The organism is Pseudomonas sp. TNT2022 ID642 (genome assembly GCF_028656995.1).
Lineage (GTDB): Bacteria > Pseudomonadota > Gammaproteobacteria > Pseudomonadales > Pseudomonadaceae > Aquipseudomonas.
This window is the reverse complement of record NZ_JAMDGW010000018.1, coordinates 61667-78778: the sequence shown is the minus strand read 5'-3', so window position 1 is coordinate 78778 and position 17112 is coordinate 61667. Positions and strand designations below refer to the sequence as shown.

Genomic DNA, 17112 nt, shown 5'->3' with positions numbered 1-17112 from the left:
GTGTCACAATCCACACAAACAGGCGACAACAACCGAAAACAAAACTAGTTCAATGACTGGCAATAAATATTTTTGCAGGTCACACTGTATTGCTTGGTACTTATTAGCACTCCCTGTGCGCTCATCACTATCAACAGATACCGACTAAAAATAACTAATAACGCACTTACCGACATCTCATAACATTGTCGTGTTTTACCGCCACTGGCATTTGCCATTAACAACCTGACTCAGGTATTAAAGTAAGCCTTCAATCCAACATTGAACTTGTACGCCCTTTATTAGTGCGCGCATCTGTCGCCTGTGTTCCATGACTGTCCAGGATACTTTTATGATTCGTAAATGTTTGTTCCCCGCTGCCGGCTATGGCACGCGCTTCTTGCCGGCCACCAAAGCCATGCCGAAAGAGATGCTGCCGATCGTCAACAAGCCGTTGATCGAGTACGCCGTTGAAGAAGCGCGGGACGCCGGTCTGCAACACATGGCCATCGTCACCGGTCGCGGCAAGCGTGCGCTGGAAGACCATTTCGACATCAGCTACGAACTCGAACACCAGATCCGTGGTACCGAGAAAGAGAAATTCCTCGCCGGCACCCGCGAGCTGATCGACACCTGCACCTTCTCCTACACCCGTCAGGTGGAAATGAAAGGCCTGGGCCACGCGATTCTCAGCGGTCGTCCGCTGATCGGCGACGAGCCGTTCGCCGTGGTACTGGCCGATGACCTGTGCCTGAACCTCGAAGGTGACGGCGTGCTCACCCAGATGATTGAGCTGTACAAGAAATTCCGCTGCTCGATCGTCGCCATCCAGGAAGTCCCGGCCGACCAGACTCACAAGTACGGCGTCATCGCCGGCGAACTGATGTCCGACGGCATCTATCGGGTCAACAACATGGTGGAAAAACCGGCCCCGCAAGATGCGCCGTCGAACCTGGCGATCATTGGCCGCTACATCCTCACCCCGGACATCTTCGACCTGATCGCCGACACACAACCGGGCAAGGGCGGCGAGATCCAGATCACCGACGCGCTGATGAAACAGGCGCAGAACGGTTGCGTGCTGGCCTACAAATTCAAAGGCCTGCGCTTTGACTGCGGTGACGCCGAGGGTTACTTGCAGGCGACCAATTTCTGCTACGAAAACGTTTACCTCAAGGGCCGCTGAGACGGCTCCCTTCACCCAACGAGGCCACCATGAACATTGCACAACATTCCGTAGAGATTGAACGCGAGGTGGGTAACCTCGGGGTGATGAGCTGGCTGTCCCGCCATCAACCGTTGCCCAGCGCCAACGAAACCTGGCTGGGCACGATTCTGCTGGTGGAGCGGATCGGCGTGTTTCCGGCGTCCGGTGATATCCGCCGGCCGCTGCGCGATCCCTATCCGCTGCTTGCGCATCTGAAAAAGCTGTATGGCGAGCAGGCGTTGGAGATGGATGACCAGGATGGCCTGAAAGTGATCTTCAGCGACTGGCGCTTTCGCGTGCGGATTTGCTGCAACGACCCGGCGATCATCATCAACGTGGAAACCCGTTGTGATACACGGCTGATGCCGCAGAAGATCGCGGAATTGCTCGATCAGATCGACACGTTCACCGACGCCTGAACTGTCCCCTGTAGGAGCTGCCGAAGGCTGCGATCTTTTGATCTTGATCTTAAAAAAAAGATCAAAAGATCGCAGCCTTCGGCAGCTCCTACAGGGGTTTTGTGGTTATTTCGGGAGGGTGTCGCAACGATCCTTGGCGCCCATGATCCAGCCATAAAAGTAATCAGCAATGACCTTCCCGCCCGTGGCCGGCACCGGGTGAATCTTGTCCGGGCCGATCATCGCCGCCGCGTAGCGTTTAACGTCCGGCCCGAACGCACACTGAAGATTGGCGTACCCCAGATGCTGCTCCCGCGCCCACGGCTCAAGCACCTGCGCATACGCCGACATCGGATAAGCGCTGGAGCGCGTGGTGTCCTGGCGCATGATCAAGTTGATACTCGCCGCCGGTTGAATCTCGCGCAGCATGCCCACCAGCCCCTGAACGTTCTGCAGATACTGCGCTGGCTTCACGCCGAAGCCTTGGTCATTGCCACCGAGCATGATCAGGTAAACGTCAGCGGGGATCTTCGACACGGCAGCTTTCCACTGCACTTGCCATTGCGGGTCCTTGTGATAGAAGTCCGCAGAGGCCGCACCGGAGGCCGCCAGTTTCGAGACCCGCACGCCGTTCTGATCGTTGCTCATCCACAGCCCGAACAACGTCGGCGCGCCCTTCACCACTTCCAGTTTGAAGGACCAGTCTTTCGCTGCAGACAGGCCTGCCAATGGCACTTCCTGAACCCCAGCGCCTGTCAGCGTCATCGGCTGCCAATCTTCTGAAGGTGCCCAGCGGTAACGGATCTCAGCGGACTCGCCAGTGCCGAGGTAAAGCAGTTTCGCCTGAGTGACAGCGGTATCGATACGCGGCGTAGGACTCGCATCCACTTGCAACCATGCGCCGGGCCGGCCTGTTACCGTGCGACTGTCCGGGCTTGCTTGCCCCAACTCTGAAACCTTCCAGTCGCCGCCAAAGTACTTGTCACTGCTGCGGGTGTATTTGAAATGTGTACCGCCCAGCGCCGCGCCGTGGTTGAAGCCGACATAACCCGGCCCGGCAAAACCCACCTCTCCGGCCACGCGCTGCACCAGTTTGTTCAGGTAGAAATCCTGCCCGGCGCTGTAGCTGTCGCCGATCACCGAGACCGACAGCACCTTGCCGGCCTTGCCTTCACGCCATTGCGCGAATCGCTCGCGGGCGTCGCCCACCTGAACCACCGACGCTGCGACGGGTTGCGCGTCATCTACTGCCAACATGCAAAATTTCCTTCAGTCTGGAATGGCCCACTGAATAACGGGATGTACACAGATCAACTGTAGGAGCTGTCGAGTGAAACGAGGCTGCGATCTTTTGATCCTGCGCTTCAAAAACAAAATCAAAAGATCGCAGCGTGCCGCAGCTCCTACAAGAGATCTTGTGTACGACACGGATCCACTGTGGGAGCGACGGTGCGACGATTCGACCTGCTCGCGAAGCTCTTAGCTGTTTTGTGGTTGCACCACCGGAGTGACAGGCACCAACGGTTTCTTCTTCGCCGCCCGCTCCCCAAGGAACAACACAGAGGTGAAATTGAACCGGCTGAAAATCATCGACAACACCACCGGCCCGAGCAAGCCACAACTCAAGCCGCCGAGCACCAGCAGGCTCTCATCCTTCACCCCCAACCGCCCCAGCACAAACCGCGACGTCGCCGCAAACAGCACATGGAAAAGGAAGATCGCATAGGAATAACCACCGAGCCAGGTCAGCGCCTTCGAGCGCATATCACTCGACAGCAACGCGATGCAGGACACGCAACCCACGGTCAACCCGATCAAGCTGCGGCGATCAACAATCAACTCACGATCAATCGCCGCGACATACAGCAGCGTCAGCGAAATCAGCACAAACACCAGCGGCCCGATCACCTTGAAGCGCTGCTTCAACACGTCGACATTTTCCTGGCCAATCATCCCCGCGACAAAAAACGGCAGCAGATAAATCGCGCCGTTGATCCCGAACGCATCGAACTTGAACGGCGGCAGCAGAAACAACACAGCCGCAAACGCAAATAGCCCATACAACCGCGTCGCCGAGCGCAACATCCCGCGCCACTCCAGCAGCCCGACGAACATGAAAATGATGAACACCGCCTGCAGGAACCAGAAGTGATTGATCGGCACCCAGAACGACAACAACGCGTCGAGCACGCCAACATCCTTGTTCACCCCCGGCCCCACCGCCTGCAACACCGAGAACGGCACACCGACGCAAAACAGCGGCACGATCAAGCGCCGCACCTTGCCGCTGAAAAATGCGGAAAAGTCATTGCCGCGAATTTTGTAGATCGAATAGATGTACCCGGAAATAAACGTGAACAGCGGCATACGCACGTACACCATCGAATCGGCGATCACCCGGAACGGCGAGCCGATATCGATCTTCAACCCGCCGCCCAACGGCCCGATGACGTGATAGAGCACCAGCAGCAGGCACGCCAGGCCACGCAGGGTTTCAATCTCCAGGGACTTTTTCTTGTTCGACATAAAGCACCTGCCTCAATTCAGAATTCGTGATTCGACTTGCACCGGTTTGTTCGCCCGCAGCATCAAGCCCAGGCCAACGAACAACACCGGCACCACCATCGAGAAGTGCCGGGCGAAGGAGCCGAAGTCCGGCTCGAACAGACCTTGCACCAGCAGAAACGCCAGCGGAATCGCGATCAGTTCCTTGGGTTTGGTCTGGATCGGCGCGCCTTTGTAATCGGTCGAGGTGATGACTTTGAACAGCAGCAACGCGGTCATGATCATCAACGCCACGAAGATCACCTGCCCCGGCCCGGACAGCAGAATCAGCTCCACCGGGAACGACAAGCGGAAGAAGATGATCATCGAGTCCAGCGCCTGCGAAACGAAGTCGCTGCCGCTGAGCCACGACACGATCAACGATTTCGAACCCTCCTCGCCCGCCGTGCGCAACTCGTTGTTGCTGGCGCGAATCGACGACACCGGAAAACCCAGGGCAAGCTGAATTGACATGGCCACCGCGAGGTAGAACAGGAACAGCATCAGAAAGAAGGTCGTGCGCGACACGTACTTCTTCATCACGCAGACGCCGACCCACGACAGCGAAAACAGAATCCAGTAAGGCCGGATCAGCACGCCGTAGATCACCGCCGAGAGAAAGAATCCGCCGCGATATTTGCGCGTCAGCGAGCTGAGCAGAATGCTCAACACCGCCACCGACACGATGATTTCCTTGGTCAGGTTCTCCAGGAAAAACGAACGCACAATGCCCCACAGACACAGGGTGCCGAAGATCGCCAACGGCATGCGGCGGAACACCACCACCGGAATCGCCGTGAGGAAAAAATTGCAGAACATGCCGTAAGCCCAGGCATTGGTCAGGTTGATCCCGGTGGGCCGCAGCAGGAACGCCGAACACTCGTAGGACGAGCGATCGGGGGAGAACGGGTTCCAGAAGTTGCAGTTGTCTGCACGGGCGTAGGACGACCACAAGGTCATCGCATCCGGCCCTGGATCACGCGGGATCAACAGCGGCATGGCCACCGACAGAAACAACCCGGTGAAGAGGATCAGGAACGAGACATACGAATCGAGTCGCTTGCCACGAAACTCGATGCACGGCAGTTTCAGGCCCATGACACGGCAGCCTTCTTCGCACCGGTCACGCGGGTCAGTAAGGCGATTACACCGAGCTGCACGATGATCGCGAAAACGTTGCCCCACGCCGCGCCATAAATCGAATAGTACTTGATCAACACATAGCTGACCGGCACTGAAACCAGCAGACAGATCGCCGCGCTGGCGAGCGATACGCGACTGTTTTTCGAGGCAATCAAACCGCCCCAGACAATGTCGCCAATCGCACGCAAGGCGAAGGAAAAAATCAGCACGCCGAGGATCGCATTGTCCGGACGCGGCACGCTGGTGGCGACGTAATCGAGCACCACGTTGAAAAACACATAGATCGCCACCGCCACCGCAGCCGACACGACTAGCGAGCGCATGACCCACTTGTTGATGAACAGTTGCTTGACCGTGAATGCCTGCTGATCAGCCTGAAAACGCTTGGCCAACAGCGGAATCCCGACCACCGCGACCACCGCGTACGACAACGCCTGCAAGGTGTTCGCCGCCGACCACGCGTACACGTATTGACCCAGTTTGGCGTACGGTTCGAGGTCAGCGATCAGAAAACGCTCGGCGTACTGACTCAACGCAATCAACCCGGTACCGAGGTAGAACGGCAAACCAGCCTTCCACACCGTGGCCGTGGCCAACGTGCCGGCGACTCGCCCCTTGTGCACATTCACCACGATCAGGTAACCGGCGATGATCACCAGCACGTTGGCGGCGACCCACAACCACAACACACTGGCAATACCCGACACCCAGCCGAGCATCATCCCGCCCACGGCCAACACCGCCCACAGGCCGGTCTTGATGAAGAACAGCAATGCGCCCGCCGTGGCTTTCTGCGCAGAAAACACGAACGAGTTGATCTCGAACGACAGGTGCTCAGTGAGCAACACCAAGGTCACACAAAGGATCAGCGCGGCGGTCGCTTCCACTGTCTGGAACAGTGAATAAATCAGCACCGTCACCACCGACAGCACCAGTCCCACTGCCAGATACAGCAGCAGGACTTTGTCGACCACGCGGCGCGAACTGCCGCCGACGCTGATCAAGCGATTGATCTCGGAACTGAAACCGACGCTGTAGAACTTCGACGCAATCAGCGATGCAGCGACCACCACGCCATAAAAACCCAGCGCCTCATACCCGAGGTAATGGGTGATCGCCAACACCAGCAAAAACTTCGCGCCTAACGCTCCGCCGCGAAGCAGCAGCCGAAATATCATCGAACGACACCTTTGATGATCTCGTCCATGGCCACGGTTTTCGCTTCGATTTCACGGCAGGTGTCGGTCAGGCGCTTGCCGAAATCCGCCAGTGCATTCGGCGCGTAAACCGTGTTGATGATGGTGTCGACATTGATGTCGCCGCCGTTGATCACCCAGTCCTCGACGCCCATGTCCTGATAGGCGCCGAAGCCTTTGCGCTCGTAGCTGATGTGGTACGCCGGCACGCCGGATAGCAGCGACTCGATAGCGCCGTGCAGGCGCACGGAAATCACCAGGTCCGGCTGATATTTGGCAATCGTTGCTTTCAACGACAACAAGTCTTCGGTGATGCCCAGTTCTCGATAGAACGCGCCGTCATCGTTGCCACGCACCGCGCTCTGGACGGCGCAAACCACTTTGCTTTTGTTCTTCAAACGCTGCAGCAGCAACTTCAGATTGGCCACGTAAGCGACTTTCTTTTCCTTGCTCCACTCCGGCGGCTTGCGCAGTACCACGCAGACCGTGGCTGGCGACGACGCGCAGCGGGTGAACTTCGCTTGCTGGAGGATTTTGCTCGCCAGCGACTGCACCGCCAGATCCGGCGCGCGGTAGACGTTGGCGCAGGCATCGAAAATCGCCGAAGAGCGATTGTCGCGCACGAACACCGCATCGGCGCTTGCGTAGTGCTCGACGATCTTGCTGCTCTCGCCGTGGAACGGACCGATGCTTTGCGGCAGGTACACCGACGGCACTTTGCTGAGGATCGCGGTTTCCAGTTGTTTGGCGTGGCCGAGTTTCAACTTGATGTGTTCGAAAGCACTTTTCGAGCGCATGTAGCCGCCGCCGACGCCGACGATCAGGTCGGTTTTCTTCAGCAGATCCGCCAGCCCGGCGTAGGACTGATTAAGGAACACCGCTTGCTTGACCCGGCCCAAACCCTTGGCCGCCATCACCGGTGCGTCAAAACGCGGGTGCGGCAAGTAGCTGAAAGAATCCGGATCGGAAGCGACCACGCTGATCGCGGTGTCTTCACCAAAGTTGCGCTGCACAAGGGCGATGGCCAGATCGACGAGCAAGCCGTCACCGGAGTTGGAGGCACTGTAGCCATGCAAAATCGTTACGTTCATATGCTTGAGTTCTACTTAAAAAGTGGGAGCGCGGTACAGGTCGTAGGTCTGGCGAATCATCAACGCGGCACTGAAACGCTCGCGGACGATGCTCCGACCTTGGTTGCCGAGGTCGAGCAGGCGCGGCTTCTGGATGATGGTCAGCACATCCGCCAGCGCCTGGTGATCACCGGAGGGAAAGACGTAGCCGGACACTTCATTGGTGACCAGTTCCGGCAGCGACGTGCAATTGCTGGCGATCACCGGCAAGCCCATGGCCATGCCTTCCAGCGGCACCATGGCGAAACCTTCCCAGCGACTCGGCACGATCAGCGCATCGGCTTTCTGGTACAGCGCCTGCACTTCGCTCGGCGTGACCCATGGCAGGTATTCAACAGAGTCCATCGGTGGGCACTCCACCGAGTCCTCGTTCACCGCGCTGCCGACCACGGTCAGTTTCAAGTCTTTGCGCTGCACGTTGGCGAAGGCCTTGAGCAGCACGTCGAAGCCTTTCTGATAATCAAGGCGACCGACGAAGAGCAGATGAATCGGCTCGGGACTCGCCGCTTTCGGCGCGTCATCCTTGCGGTGAATGCCGTTGTAGATCAGCTTCATGCGCTTGCGCTCGATGCCGAAACGCGCGGCTTTATCGAGTTCGTACTGGCTGACGCAAATGATCACGTCGGTGACTTTCTGTAGCACCCGCTCGATCCACGCATAGACTTTCTGCTTGGTCGGCGAGCTTTCCATCAGGAACGAAAACGCGTGCGGGCAGTAGACGATTTTCGGCTTGAGCCACGGTCGCAGCAGCACACACACGCAACGACCGATCACCCCGGAAAAGGTGCTGTGCAAATGCACGACATCGGGTTTTTCCTTGAGCATCACCTGGGTCAGGCGCCAGGCGAAACGCAGCAACGACGGCACATTGCGCCCGGTACGCGGGAAGGTGCGGATCTGTTGCGCACCGATGCCGTGTAACTCTTTGGCCTGATCCTCCGGGACCAGATACACCAGCTCGTAGTTCGCCGCATCGCCTTCAGGCGAAGCCGAAATCGTCCGGATCACCGTCGCGACGCCACCTTTGATCGTCTCTGCCACGTGCAGTATTTTCTTCACAAATCACCCACTTCAAACAGGAAAAAACAGTCGCTGACAGTCAGGATTTGTCGGACGCGTATTCGTAGTTGTAATAACCGTTGCCGCCGTTGCCGTAGTAACTGGCCGCACGCTTCTCGACGCCGTTGAACACCGCGCCTTTCAACTCGATGCCGTTCTGCGCAAAGCGGCGGATGGTCAGTTCGATTTCTTTGGCCGGGTTCACCCCGAAGCGCGTGACGATCAGGCTGATCCCGGCTTCACGGCCGACGATGGCCGCATCAGTCACCGCCAGCAGCGGCGGCGTATCGATGATCACCAGGTCGTAGCGTTCGCTCAGTTCGGCGAGCAATTCGCGGAAGTTGGCGTGCATCAGCAGTTCGGAAGGATTCGGCGGGACCTGACCACGGCTGATGAAGTGCAGGTTGTCGATTTCGACCTTGTTGATTGCCTGATCGATGCTGCAGCGCTTGACGAGCAGGTCGGACAAGCCGTTGGTGATCGGCGTGTTGAGGGTTTTGTGCAGGTGACCTTTGCGCATGTCGGCATCGATCAGCACCACGCGCTGGCCGCTCAAAGCCATGACCGCGGCGAGGTTGGACGAAACGAAAGTCTTGCCGACCTGCGGGCTCGGCCCGGAAATCATGATGCGGTTGTTGGTCGAATCGAGCCCGGCGAAGTGCAGGCAGGTGCGCAGGCTGCGGATCGATTCGATCGACAGATCTGTCGGGTTGCGCAGGGCCAACAGGTATGCCGGTTTGTCGACTCCGTCGCGGGCGCGGCCTTTTTTGTTGTCTTCTTCATCCTGCAAGGCGCTGTACGGAATCGACGCGTACACCGGCAAACCGAGTTGCTCGATAGCTTCCGGGCCTTCGAGGCCGCGGCTCAGGGATTTGCGCAGCAGCACCAAGGCCACGCCGACAAAAGCGCCGAGGAAGGTGGCGATCAGCACGATCAGGGCTTTTTTCGGTTTGACCGGGCTGGTCAGGTCAACGTCCGCCGCGTCGACCAGACGCACGTTACCCACGGCACCGGCGCGAACGATGTCCAGCTCCTGGGATTTGTTCAGCAACTGCGTGTAGATCTGCGAGGCCACTTCGACATCGCGGGTCAGGTTGAGCAACTCTTGTTGGGTCGCGGGCAGATCGCCGACTTTGCCTTCCAGCGATTTCTGTTGCTGGGTCAGTTCGCCAATCTGGCTCATCAACGCGCGATAGGCCGGGTGCTGTTTGGTGAACTTGCGATCCATCTCCGCCTGCTGCATTTTCAGCTCGGAGATTCGCGTTTCCAGCGCCACCGACTGACCGAGCACCGACTGGGTTTCCAGCGAGATGTTCACGGTCTTGCCGTGGGTCTGGTAAGCGTTCAACGCATCGCTGGCCTTGGCCAGATCACGCTTGACCTGCGGCAACTGGCTTTGCAGGAAAGCCAGACTCTGCGCCGCTTCCGCCGAGGTGCGACGCACGTTCTGATCGACGTACAGCGCAGCAATCTTGTTGAGGATCTTCACCGCTTCAGCGGCGTCGCTGCTGGCCAGCGCCAGTTTGATAATCCCCGATTCCTTGCCCTGCTCGGAGATGTCCAGCGCGTCCTGATAGCCTTGAATGGTCACGATTCGCGGGTTACGCACCACTTCGAAACGCGTACCGGGATTCGCCAGCAACTGGGTGATCTGCCCTTCTACACCGTCCTGCGCGAAGGCTTCACCGGCGGTGCCTTCTACCAGCAGGTTGTCGTTGTCATCGAGCAACTGGAAGCGCTTCTGTTCGCCAGCGATCAGGGTGAGCTTCTTGCCCAACAGTTCTTTGGGCAGATTGAGCCGGGCGAACTCCAGACGTTCACCGCCCCAGGCATAACTGTTCAGGCCGAAACGCGGTGCAGCGACACTGGTTTCGGTCTCGCCGCGATAACGCCGGGCGAGAAAGCCGCCAATCATCGGGAAGGTGTTGGGGGTAACATCGATGTCCAGGCGCAAGTCGTCGACGGTTTTGCCGATCACTGCGCGGGATTTGATGATGCCGATTTCGGTCACCGACGGTGATTGCCCGCCGAGCATGCTGTTGAGGTCGGAGAATCCGAGCATGTCGTTCTTTTTCGGCTCGACCTGCACCAGCGCATTCGCCAGGTACACGGGCGTGGCCAATACTGCGTAGGCCACACCGGTAACCATGAAGGCGCCGGTGAGCGCGCCGATCAACCATTTCTGGTCGATCAAACTGCCGAATATGCCGAGAAGATCAATACTGTCTTGATCATTGTCGCGGGTGCCGATGACGGACGGTAACTGCATAAGTCTGTTCTTACCATTCATTGATCTGAAGAATATTCATCAACGCGCGAGGCGTTGTGCCCATGAGCTGACAGCATCTTCAATCAATGCATGGGCATGAATAAAAGCGGCCTTGCCTTGACGATACGGGTCTTGTATTTCGCGCTCGCTCTGCCACTTGCCGAGCAGAAACACTTTGCCTCTGGCGTGAGAGGCAATCTTCAGTACTTGATTAACATGCTGTTTTTCCATGACCAGAATCAGGTCTGATTCATTAACAATGTCTGCGGTCAGTTGCCGTGCCATGAAGCCTTCGGCGTTATGGCCATGGTCTTCGAGCACTTGCCGGGCGGACGCTTCTACACCCTCACCCACCCGCGCCGAAAGGCCTGCGGAGGAGACGGTGATCGCTGAGGGGGCCAGCGCGTTACGCAGCATCAGTTCTGCCGTCGGACTACGGCATATATTGCCCACGCAAACGACAAGGATCTTTCTGAACAAGGTTTTACTTTCCTGTGTAATGTCAAACGGCCAACATCCCGAGAGCAGTTTAATGAACCCTCAGATCTTTCTTCACTCGGAAATAGATTCGCCCTGTTAGTACCGAAGTATTAAGTACCACAGCGTTTAAAAGCCCCCCAACCACAATTAGCGGACTAAAAATAACTGTGATTTTCGAGTGATTGTTTTCCGACAAAAAATAACATTCGTGCACTAAGTGCCATTACCTCACTCGAAAATTGAGAAACGAGATCATTTATTCGCAGTTGTCACTTCTCTTCGGGAGAGCAGACATGAAATCAACACATCTCAAAAAGCTCGGCGCGTTGGCACTGGTGATAGCGGGGGCTACGACTCAGCTTCACGCCAGCGAGCTGTTTCCCAACCTTCCGGCGAAGAACATCGGCGTGCAGGTGAAGATCCAGAACTTCACGGCCGCCGACGCGGCACAGATCAAATCCGCCGGCTTCGGTTTTGTCCGCTTCGGTGTGTGGAGCGACAGCCTGTCGGCCAAGGCGTATCAGAAACAGGTCAGCGACGCCTTTGCGGCGGCGCAATCTGCGGGCCTGCCGGTGTTGCTGACGGTCCGCGCGATCAAGGCGTTACCCGCCACATCGAGCGCCGAGCTGACCACTGCCGGTGAAGGCTTCGCCAAAGCCGTGACGGGGCTGCAACAGTCGTACAGTGCGCAACTGGTCGCGATTGAGTTATGGAATGAACCTGACCTGGAAACTTACTGGCCGACGCGCAATTTCGATACGACGTTCGTGCCGTTCATGAGCGGCGTGTGCAAGACACTGCAAGAACAGCCGCTATCGACCCCAGTGGTCGGTTACGGCTTCGCCCGTCCACCCAGCGCAGGCTCGGCTTCGACCGTGGCGCTGAACCGCATCGTCAGCGAATATCCCAAATGCCTGAGCGCGGTGTCCTATCACCCCTATGGCATGACGGCTACGCAGATCAGCAACGCGCAGAACTTCATTCAGCAGAACTTTCATGTGCCCGGAATCATCAGTGAGTGGGGTATCTCGGCACTGGCCTCCAACGGCGGTGCAGAGGGCCAAGCGAGCAAGATCAACGCGTTTATTGGCGATGTTAAAAAACTCAACATCCCGCTGACCTCCATCTACGAATGGAAGAACAGTGATTCGGGCAGCAACGATCGCGAGAAGAACTTCGGCCTGCTGACCTCTGACGGTCAGCCGAAACCGGCACGTATGTCCGTCGAAGCCCTGTTGAACGCCCAGTAGCGCATGCACAACCGGCCTGTACGCAGGTCGGTTGCTTTGAACCTGTTGGCCGTTTTGGCATCGTATTCATCGATAACCCGCCCCACCTTTCAAACAATCGTTTTCAGGTTGTTGCCGCGGGGGCCATCGATACACGTACCCGCCCTTGAGTGGCTGTCAGCGCTCGGGTAATGTCATCAGACCCATAGGACAGAGCACGCCCATGACTTCCAAGCTGGAACAACTCAAACAATTCACCACCGTTGTTGCCGACACCGGCGACTTCGAAGCGATCTCCCGGGTCAAACCGGTCGACGCCACCACCAACCCTTCCCTGCTGCTCAAAGCCGCGGCCATTCCGGCCTACGCCGAGCTGCTGAACGCCTGCGTCAGCGACTGCAAGGGCGATGTCGGCCTGGCCAGCGACCGTTTCGGCGTCGCAGTGGGTCAGGAAATTCTCAAAGTGATCCCGGGCCGTATCTCCACCGAAGTGGATGCACGCCTGTCGTTCGACAAGGACGCCGTGCTCAAACGCGCGCATCGCTTGATCGAGCTGTACGACAAGGCCGGTATCGGTCGTGATCGCGTACTGATCAAGATCGCCTCGACCTGGGAAGGCATCCGCGCCGCTGAAGTGCTGGAAAAGGAAGGCATCCAGACCAACCTGACCCTGCTGTTCTCCTTCGCTCAGGCCGCCGCTTGCGCTGACGCTGGCGTGTTCCTGATTTCGCCATTCGTGGGCCGCATCTACGACTGGTACAAGAAGGCCAACGGCAACGACTACACCGGTGCCGATGATCCGGGCGTACAGTCGGTCACCCGTATCTACAACTACTACAAGGCCAATGACTACAAAACCGTGGTCATGGGCGCGAGCTTCCGCAACCTCAACCAGATCGAGCAACTGGCCGGCTGCGACCGCCTGACCATCAGCCCGGACCTGATCGACAAACTGGCGGCCGATACCGGCAAGCTGGAACGCAAACTGGCCCCGGGCAACGCCGGTGAAGCCCGTCTGAGCCTCAACGAAGCGCAATTCCGCTGGTTGTCCAACGAAGACGCGATGGCCACCGAGAAACTGGCTGAGGGCATTCGTCAGTTTGCCCGCGACCAGGAGAAGCTTGAGGCGCTGTTGCAGGCCAAGCTGTGATTTGAGTTAGGGAAATGCAAAAAGGGCGAATCCTGGTGGATTCGCCCTTTTTTATGGCTGCTGAAAAATTTTTGCTGATCTTGCGGCCACTTTCGCGAGCAGGCTCGCTCCCACCAGGGGGATCTGTGATCGACGCCGCGTCAGTGTGGGAGCGAGCCTGCTCGCAAAGAGGCCCGTCCGGTCAGCATCACTTAATGCCGCTCGAGGGCATTCACCAGGTCATGGAACGCTTCACGATTGGAATCGTTCAGGCCCATGAGGATCTTGTGCGCTTCGAGCACCTTGATCCGCACCACTTCTTCCGACTGGTCCTGATCCGGCAGGTCGTCCAGGCACTCCGGGCACGGCACCGGGTGGTTGACGATGTTGAACACCTGCTCGAAACCCATCGATTGCAACAGACGGGTGATGTCTTCGTGGGTGGTGACGACGGTCGGCAGCAGCCCGACCTTCTGCCGCGACAGGATCGACAGTTTGGCCAGCAGGCCCAACGTCGTGCTGTCGATGCTGCGGGTTTCGGTCAAATCGATCACGATCGCGTTGAAATTCAGCGCGGTGAAGATTTTCTCAATAGTCGCATCCAACGCCGAACACAGGGTCAGGCGTACTTCACCGACGAACTTCAGGACAAAGGTGCCGTCCTGCTCGGCGAACTGGATTCTACCGGTACTCATTAAAGATTCCTGCTCAACACCAACAGGGCGATATCATCCGGCATCTCCCCTAGCGTGGCCAATCCAAACACTTGCCGCAGACCATCCAGGCTGCCGCCCGCCGACTTCACCCGTTGAGGCAAAGCGGCTTCTTTTTCTTTGAGCGTAGGTTCTGGCAAAAGATCCAGAATGCCATCGGACATCAGCGTCAGGCTGAACGTCGGCGGCAGCTCAAGCACGTGATCTTCGTAGGTGGCTTCATTGAAGAGGCCCACCGGCAGACCACGCCCTTCGAGATAACGAACACTGTCAGGCGTGTACAACACAGGCAACGGCAGATGGCCGCCGATGCTATAGGTCAACAAACCGGTCTCCTCGTCGATGACTCCACCGACCATTGTGACGTGTTTACCCAGCTTACAACTGATCAGCCCCCGGTTGATATGACCAAGGACCTCCGAAGGCTTGAATTCCGGCAATGTGCCGTTGCGCTTGGATTCGAACAGCAAGCGCGTGGTCATGAACTTCAACAGCACGGTAACGAACGCTGAAGAGGCGCCATGCCCGGATACGTCCGCCAGGTAAAAGGCGACCCGGCGATCGTCGACACGGAAATAGTCGACAAAATCACCCGACAGGTACAACGACGGGATGATCTGATGCGCGAACTTGAACTCGTCGATGCTCCACGGGCTTTCCGGCAGCATGTTCATCTGCACCTGGCGACCGGCGTTCTGGTCTTCCTGGAGCAGGTTCAGGCTGGCCTCAAGCTCGCGGTTGGCCTTTTCCAGCTTCTCGCGGTAGCGCTGGTTTTCCAGCAGCAGGCGCGCACGATCCAGGGCCCGGCGCACAGAGTGCTCGAGCACAGCCAGATCTTCGAGAGGCTTGATCAGGTAGTCCGCCGCGCCCAGGCGCAGGGCCTCGACCGCGTCGTTCATCACGCCGGCACCCGACACCACGATCACTGGCGTTTGCGGCGATCGCTCGGTGACCTGACGGATCAGTTCGAGACCGCCCATCTGCGGCATGCGCAGATCGCAGATGACCAGGTCGGGCGTGTCTTGCTCGAATACCTGAAGACCCTGTTGGCCGTTGCTGGCCTGCAGGACGCTGAAACCACTGTCTTCCAAATAGGCCGCGAGGCTCGCGCGCACTACTTCGTCATCATCGATTATCAGCAGCGTGGCACTGGTTTTTGGCATGTGGGCAAACGGCGCCAGAATTAGGTTGGCGTAGTTGGCGGGGCATTTGGCCCTGCGCAGACTACTGGATTCGCTTTCTAGCCTCTCTACTGCACCGCTTTCGAGCATTGGCTGCAAACGCGGTTACACCAGAGGTGCCCTTCTAAGGCGCAGACGGTACTCCCATCCGCAGAGCGTTTCAAGCATGCGCCGATGGTCGCTTGACGACTTTACTTGTCAAATCACCGAGAGTTATAAGAACAGCTCAAACCGTAACCCAATGGAAGGACGAACCTATGAGTCAAACCAGTCGGGACTACAGCGAAAAGCGCGATTTCATCCGCATGCGGGTCGATGCCGATGTCGTGTTGATTCATGAAGGAGATGAGGTTTCAGGCGTTTGCATCGACCTCTCCAGCAGTGGCATGCAGGTCGAAGCACCGCGCCAGTTCGCGGTCGGCGACCGTTTGAGCGTGCGCATCGACTCCGATCACGCCGCACTCAGCGGCCTTGAAGCCGAGACCGAAGTGGTCTGGGTCAGGCCACAGGATGGCGGCGGCCAGAAGCTCGGCCTGACCATCCTGAAGATGAAATAGCTGCACACAAAAAAGGCGACCCTGAGGTCGCCTTTGTTTTTACCGGTCGAGATTAAAAATCGTCTTCGACCTGGCCATCCTTCACTTTGAACTCGCGGTTCTGCAAGTATGCGTTGCGGATGAAGGTGTACTTGTCGCCGCTGATCAGCTTCTCGCTCGACAGCAGGCTGGCGCGGGTGTCGACGATGTTCAGACCGAAGATCGAGTTACGCGTAGGCACGTGGTCGATGTAGCGGTACATACCGGTGTAGCTGTCGACGTACTTGGAAGGCGCATCGCGCAATGTGCTCGGCCCCATCAACGGCAGCATCACGTACGGACCGCTGCCTACGCCCCAGTAACCGAGGGTCTGACCGAAGTCTTCGTCGCTACGGTTCAGGCCCATTTTGGTGCCGACATCGAAGAAACCGAGCAGGCCAAAAGTGGTGTTGAAGATCAGGCGGGCAGTGTCGACGCCAGCAGCAGCCGGTTTGGCCTGCAGGATATTGTTGGCAAGGTTGGTGACGTCACCGACGTTGCGGAACATGTTGTGGATGCCGTCTTCAAGGAACTGCGGCGTGACAAACTCATAGCCCTGGGCCAATGGCTTCAGCGCGTAAGTGTCAACGAAGTCGTTGAACTGGAAAATCGGGCGGTTGACGCTTTCCCAAGGGTCTTCTTCCGTTGCCGCCTGAGTGGCGAACGGCGCCAGCAACAGGCCGGCACATACACTTAGCTGAGCGAGCGGATAGCTCCAGCGCATAGAAAAACTCCTTGGATTTGTACTGTCGCGGACATCGGAGTCCGGGCATTAAGGTCGCTAGTATAAGCGTAAACGCCGGTTTGGACAGTCGGCCAATTGTGCAAAGTTGTAGGACGCTTCCCACGCCGCGCTTCACATAGCCGTCACGCAACTGTC

At 57.8% G+C, this 17112-nt stretch carries 16 protein-coding genes; 5 read left to right on the top strand and 11 right to left on the bottom strand.

The annotated features are described in order from the left end of the window. Positions 1-331 precede the first annotated feature (331 nt). Entirely contained in the window at positions 332-1165 is an 834-nt protein-coding gene (galU, locus tag M5G26_RS17795; RefSeq protein ID WP_007910549.1) for a UTP--glucose-1-phosphate uridylyltransferase GalU, read from the top strand. Between the two features lie 29 nt (positions 1166-1194). Then, positions 1195-1605 carry a mannose-1-phosphate guanylyltransferase gene (locus M5G26_RS17790; RefSeq protein ID WP_273916088.1) on the top strand — a complete coding sequence of 137 codons (411 nt, stop codon included), beginning with the start codon at positions 1195-1197 and terminating at the stop codon, positions 1603-1605. A gap of 105 nt (positions 1606-1710) precedes the next feature. On the opposite strand, the gene M5G26_RS17785 is transcribed toward M5G26_RS17790, so the two are convergent. The 8 genes from M5G26_RS17785 to M5G26_RS17750 all read right to left on the bottom strand — a co-directional run bounded on the left by M5G26_RS17785 (position 1711) and on the right by M5G26_RS17750 (position 11405). After that, the gene (locus tag M5G26_RS17785) at positions 1711-2841 is read right to left on the bottom strand and encodes an SGNH/GDSL hydrolase family protein (RefSeq protein WP_273916087.1); all 1131 of its coding nucleotides are present in this window, start codon (positions 2839-2841) and stop codon (positions 1711-1713) included. Positions 2842-3063: 222 nt separating this feature from the next. Beyond that, positions 3064-4110 (bottom strand): acyltransferase family protein, encoded by a 1047-nt coding sequence (locus tag M5G26_RS17780; RefSeq protein WP_273916086.1) that lies wholly within the window; start codon positions 4108-4110, stop codon positions 3064-3066. Positions 4111-4122: 12 nt separating this feature from the next. Then, positions 4123-5226, bottom strand: coding sequence for a hypothetical protein (locus tag M5G26_RS17775; protein ID WP_016986717.1), 1104 nt, complete (start codon positions 5224-5226; stop codon positions 4123-4125). Beyond that, the gene (locus tag M5G26_RS17770; RefSeq protein WP_273916085.1) at positions 5217-6449 is read right to left on the bottom strand and encodes a phosphoribosylaminoimidazole carboxylase; all 1233 of its coding nucleotides are present in this window, start codon (positions 6447-6449) and stop codon (positions 5217-5219) included. The genes M5G26_RS17775 and M5G26_RS17770 overlap by 10 nt, the downstream gene beginning before the upstream one ends. Continuing rightward, on the bottom strand, positions 6446-7558 hold the full coding sequence (locus M5G26_RS17765; RefSeq protein ID WP_122842794.1) for a polysaccharide pyruvyl transferase family protein: 1113 nt from the start codon (positions 7556-7558) through the stop codon (positions 6446-6448). Before M5G26_RS17765 ends, M5G26_RS17770 begins: the two co-directional genes overlap by 4 nt. A 15-nt stretch (positions 7559-7573) precedes the next feature. Further along, positions 7574-8656, bottom strand: coding sequence for a glycosyltransferase (locus M5G26_RS17760; protein ID WP_337993675.1), 1083 nt, complete (start codon positions 8654-8656; stop codon positions 7574-7576). Between the two features lie 40 nt (positions 8657-8696). After that, a complete protein-coding gene (locus M5G26_RS17755) occupies positions 8697-10925 on the bottom strand; it encodes a polysaccharide biosynthesis tyrosine autokinase (RefSeq protein ID WP_134177042.1) in 2229 nt (742 codons plus the stop codon). Positions 10926-10964: 39 nt separating this feature from the next. Further along, the gene (locus M5G26_RS17750) at positions 10965-11405 is read right to left on the bottom strand and encodes a low molecular weight protein-tyrosine-phosphatase (RefSeq protein WP_038362273.1); all 441 of its coding nucleotides are present in this window, start codon (positions 11403-11405) and stop codon (positions 10965-10967) included. Positions 11406-11698: 293 nt separating this feature from the next. On the opposite strand from M5G26_RS17750, the gene M5G26_RS17745 reads away from it, so the two are divergent. Next, positions 11699-12655 carry a cellulase family glycosylhydrolase gene (locus tag M5G26_RS17745; RefSeq protein ID WP_273916083.1) on the top strand — a complete coding sequence of 319 codons (957 nt, stop codon included), beginning with the start codon at positions 11699-11701 and terminating at the stop codon, positions 12653-12655. 202 nt (positions 12656-12857) lie between these two features. After that, positions 12858-13784: a transaldolase gene (gene tal / locus M5G26_RS17740; RefSeq protein ID WP_038362268.1), complete on the top strand. Its 927-nt coding sequence runs from the start codon at positions 12858-12860 to the stop codon at positions 13782-13784. 191 nt (positions 13785-13975) lie between these two features. Here tal and rssC read toward each other — a convergent pair whose 3' ends face one another. Then, positions 13976-14458 carry an anti-sigma factor antagonist RssC gene (rssC, locus tag M5G26_RS17735; protein WP_003226553.1) on the bottom strand — a complete coding sequence of 161 codons (483 nt, stop codon included), beginning with the start codon at positions 14456-14458 and terminating at the stop codon, positions 13976-13978. Continuing rightward, a complete protein-coding gene (rssB, locus tag M5G26_RS17730) occupies positions 14458-15639 on the bottom strand; it encodes a two-component system response regulator RssB (protein WP_123595031.1) in 1182 nt (393 codons plus the stop codon). The genes rssC and rssB overlap by 1 nt, the downstream gene beginning before the upstream one ends. Positions 15640-15914: 275 nt before the next feature. On the opposite strand from rssB, the gene M5G26_RS17725 reads away from it, so the two are divergent. Beyond that, a complete protein-coding gene (locus tag M5G26_RS17725) occupies positions 15915-16214 on the top strand; it encodes a PilZ domain-containing protein (protein WP_150694585.1) in 300 nt (99 codons plus the stop codon). A 52-nt stretch (positions 16215-16266) separates the two neighbouring features. On the opposite strand, the gene M5G26_RS17720 is transcribed toward M5G26_RS17725, so the two are convergent. Next, positions 16267-16956, bottom strand: coding sequence for an MlaA family lipoprotein (locus M5G26_RS17720; RefSeq protein WP_038362262.1), 690 nt, complete (start codon positions 16954-16956; stop codon positions 16267-16269). Between the last annotated feature and the right edge of the window lie 156 nt (positions 16957-17112).